Here is a 3,441-nt window from a genome sequence, read left to right on the forward strand (position 1 = left end):
CTTTATTATTGATTTGTTTTTTTCAAGTACAAAATATTCCCTTATTCTGATAGACTACCTCCAGAACATCTCTTGGGGGATTTTATGAAGAATAGAATTGCTTTATCAATGATCTTGTCGGTTTTATTGATCTTGCTTCCTGTTATCGCCAATGCACATCCGGGTAGAACAGATTCAAATGGTGGTCATTACTGCCGTACCAATTGTGCAAAATGGGGACTGGAAAACGGTGAATACTACTACCACAATGGCGGAGGTTCTAAATCAGCTCCGGCTGCCACTGCCAAACCAACAGCCAAACCAGTTATAAAACCGACCGCAAAGCCTACAACCAAACCAACTACAACACCAGCTCCTACTTTGATCGTGCCTAAAAAACAAAATGTCGGCACTCTGCAGGTTTACTTTTTCGATGTTGGACAAGGTGACTCCACCTTGATCCGAACGCCAAACAATCAGTACGTCCTAATCGACGGTGGCAACAATGATCAAGGAAAGAATGTTGTAAAGTATTTAAATGCTTTGGGAGTAAAGACGCTTGATGCCATGGTGGCTACTCATCCCGACGCAGATCATATTGGTGGATTGGATGATGTTCTAAAGGCCCTCAATGTGAAGTCTGTTTATGCACCGAAGGTGTCTCATACCACGCAAACCTATAAGGATTTCCTGACAGCAGTTAAAAATGAAGGGCGCACTATAAAAGCAGTGACTAAGGGAGTTACTATTCCTTTGACGGGTGTAGAAGCAAATTTCCTTGCGCCCGTTAATACCTATGGTGATGATCTTAACGATTGGAGCGCAGTTCTAAAGGTTACTTATAAAAATAAGTCCTTCTTATTCACCGGAGATGCTGAACTGAAGTCTGAAAATGATATGCTTGCGGATGGTAAGAGTTTGAAAGCCGATGTACTAAAGGTCGGCCATCATGGCTCCAGCAGCTCAACCAGCAAAGCCTTTCTCGATGCTGTCAAACCAACCCTCGCCATTATAAGCGTCGGGAAAAACAATTATGGTCATCCGGATTCAGGCATATTGACAAGGCTAAAAAGCGCGAATGCTTCAGTTTTGCGAACTGATCAAAAGGGAACTATTACTGCAATTAGTGATGGAAATAAAATACGACTACCAAGGGGGCAAGTAAATGAGGAAGGGAATTATTGATCGCTTCGAGGGTGAGTATGCAGTCATTGAATTTGATGGTAAAACGGAAGATATCCTAAAATCAGAATTACCTGCAGAGGTAAAGACTGGAGACACCCTTATTTTCGAGGACGGCAAGGTCATAATAGATACTGAGGATACGGACTCACGGAAAGAGGAAATTGATAGTTTAATGGACGAATTGTTTGAAGAATAATAAAAATGCCCCGGTCACTTCGGGGGCCACTGAAAAACCAGCCTTTCATGGTTCAAACACGATCATGTATCAAAAAGACGACGTCCATTCTGTTACTTCCGAATGGAGCGTCGTCTTTTTTTCTCCCTGTTCGCCTTACATGGCCGTTGTTTACTCCATAAGTTTCAATATTCGTTTTAAATTAACGGTGAATATCGCCATGGACCCTGAATTTCCATGCCAATTAAACCCGAGGAGGACGCAACGTCGTACCCGTGTCTGTGTTTAAGTTCGCTGTTTTTTGCTTCAATCTTATACCGTTCTTTAGCCTTGGATTTAAAGGCCTCACTTTCCTGAAACGCAGCTTGTTTTAAATGCTCATGGCTCTTTATGCTCACCGAATACGTTTTGCTTTTTGCACCTTCCGTATAACACCCTTCTCTCATCGGGCACTTTTTGCACCGTTCAACATCAAAGTAATAGGTGTGCTTCTGGTTTTTCCCTTGACCTTTTTTGCCCTGACGTGCCCTGCGGATCGCCAGATGTCCGGCTTTGCATACGTACATTCCTGCATCTTTGTTAAACTCAAACTCATCTTCCTTCGCGCGGGCACCTTGCGTAATCATTGGATTTAACTTCGATATCAGCTCAATTTCATGTTTCATGCTGTAGGCGATGTTGTCTTTTTCAGAATAGGCGGTGTCTCCAATGACGGTGTCTACAATCATTCCAGCTTCTTTGCTTTTTTCAATCAAGGTTTGCAATTCTTTCCCGTCACTCTTTTCCCCTATGGTAATCGTTGCCGCCGTAATGATTCGTTCTTCGCTCATCGCGATATGAGTTTTGTATCCGAAAAAGGAGGAGTCCGCCGTTTTATGGCCCACTTTGGCATCCGCATCCGTAGATGTTTGTAGATGCTCCAAATCATCAGCAATGCTTTCTTTCAATAGATTCAATGGCTCAGTCACCTTAGGTAGTCCCGTAAAACGCCCGTCCTGCTCAATTACTGCGACAAGCTGCTGGCAGTATCGCACCTCATCCTCAATGACATCGGTAGTCACTTTGACCGGAAAGGCGGTCTTCATGGATTCATCCAGTGTAATGCAGCCACTTCGCTGCCATTGGTCACGCGGTACCCGACCACAGTCGCCCCGTTCTCCGCTGCCAACTCCAACTCATCTACAAGCAGCCCGGATTCTTTAAAGCGCTCGGGCTGGCCTGCCATATCTACAGCTTTGTTCGGCAGCCCCCACTCCGCTTGATACGGCACAAGCACGCGGCCTGATACCGACAGGACACGCGACTTGGCGACCGCCTTCAGTTCAACATACGCGCCGGGTCTATTCCGTTGTATCGACATTCACTACTTCCTCCTTTGTTGTCAGGCCTAAATAGTCCTGCACTTTCTGATTGACTTCTTCCTATGAGAGCAGGGCCTCATCTGTACAATCAAAAAGAGCGCCGGCAATTTCAAAGCGTTCCCGCTTCAAAACCACTGCGCTCTCTATCCATTCCTTTTTACTTCGCTTGTTTAGGTCATCTGGAACAACAGCATCAGTAGGCTGGCGAATCTGTTTTTTTAGGCTCATATTAAACAATCCTCCCTTTTTCTGAACAAAAGAAAAACCGCCTATCCTTGGGCGGTTAATTCTGTACTTCACAAAAATATCTTTGATAGTACATCATTGTGTTTACGACGAAAGCTGAAAGTCAAACCTCAGTCATTTGGTTTAATAGTTTTGATTAATCCAATTGTGATCCCTTGTGCTATTGCCACTATTATTGGTATGAACAAATCCCATAAACCCCAATCCCATCCAAAACTAATCCAGCCTCCAGAACTAGGGGTATAATAGCCATAGAAAATAAAAGCTCCTCCAGGTACTACAGATAAAAGTACCCAGATTACTATTACTCGTTTTTTATATTTTGATGTAATGAATAGAAATACTACAACACATAGTAGAAAAAGCATTATTCCATCAAATAAACTAAATTCAATATTGAACATTGAACTGTTCAACATTTCACCAATAGATAAATAAAAAATCAAAATAAACAGAAGGCCCAAAAACCACAAAAAATATTACACCACCTTTAAT

At 43.0% G+C, this 3,441-nt stretch carries 5 protein-coding genes and 1 pseudogene; 2 read left to right on the top strand and 4 right to left on the bottom strand.

Translation table 11 applies throughout. The annotated features are described in order from the left end of the window. Window positions 1-84: 84 nt before the first annotated feature. Together A3842_RS07655 and A3842_RS07660 are read left to right on the top strand one after the other, a co-directional pair. Window positions 85-1,164: an MBL fold metallo-hydrolase gene (locus tag A3842_RS07655; RefSeq protein ID WP_074100973.1), complete on the top strand. Its 1,080-nt coding sequence runs from the start codon at window positions 85-87 to the stop codon at window positions 1,162-1,164. Continuing rightward, window positions 1,145-1,360 carry a DUF3006 domain-containing protein gene (locus A3842_RS07660; protein WP_074087515.1) on the top strand — a complete coding sequence of 72 codons (216 nt, stop codon included), beginning with the start codon at window positions 1,145-1,147 and terminating at the stop codon, window positions 1,358-1,360. Before A3842_RS07655 ends, A3842_RS07660 begins: the two co-directional genes overlap by 20 nt. Before the next feature lie 150 nt (window positions 1,361-1,510). On the opposite strand, the pseudogene A3842_RS07665 reads toward A3842_RS07660, so the two are convergent. The 4 genes and pseudogenes from A3842_RS07665 to A3842_RS07675 all read right to left on the bottom strand — a co-directional run. Next, a pseudogene (locus A3842_RS07665) lies at window positions 1,511-2,454 on the bottom strand (transposase); the annotation flags it as partial. Continuing rightward, window positions 2,421-2,699, bottom strand: coding sequence for a hypothetical protein (locus A3842_RS07670; RefSeq protein WP_244169758.1), 279 nt, complete (start codon window positions 2,697-2,699; stop codon window positions 2,421-2,423). The gene A3842_RS07670 and the pseudogene A3842_RS07665, both read right to left, overlap by 34 nt. Before the next feature lie 61 nt (window positions 2,700-2,760). Further along, a complete protein-coding gene (locus A3842_RS31930; RefSeq protein ID WP_143186199.1) occupies window positions 2,761-3,000 on the bottom strand; it encodes a hypothetical protein in 240 nt (79 codons plus the stop codon). A 56-nt stretch (window positions 3,001-3,056) separates the two neighbouring features. Further along, window positions 3,057-3,419 (bottom strand): hypothetical protein, encoded by a 363-nt coding sequence (locus tag A3842_RS07675; RefSeq protein WP_074087514.1) that lies wholly within the window; start codon window positions 3,417-3,419, stop codon window positions 3,057-3,059. Between the last annotated feature and the right edge of the window lie 22 nt (window positions 3,420-3,441).

The sequence above is a fragment of the Paenibacillus sp. P3E genome, assembly GCF_001909045.1.
Taxonomy (GTDB): domain Bacteria; phylum Bacillota; class Bacilli; order Paenibacillales; family Paenibacillaceae; genus Paenibacillus_AQ; species Paenibacillus_AQ helianthi.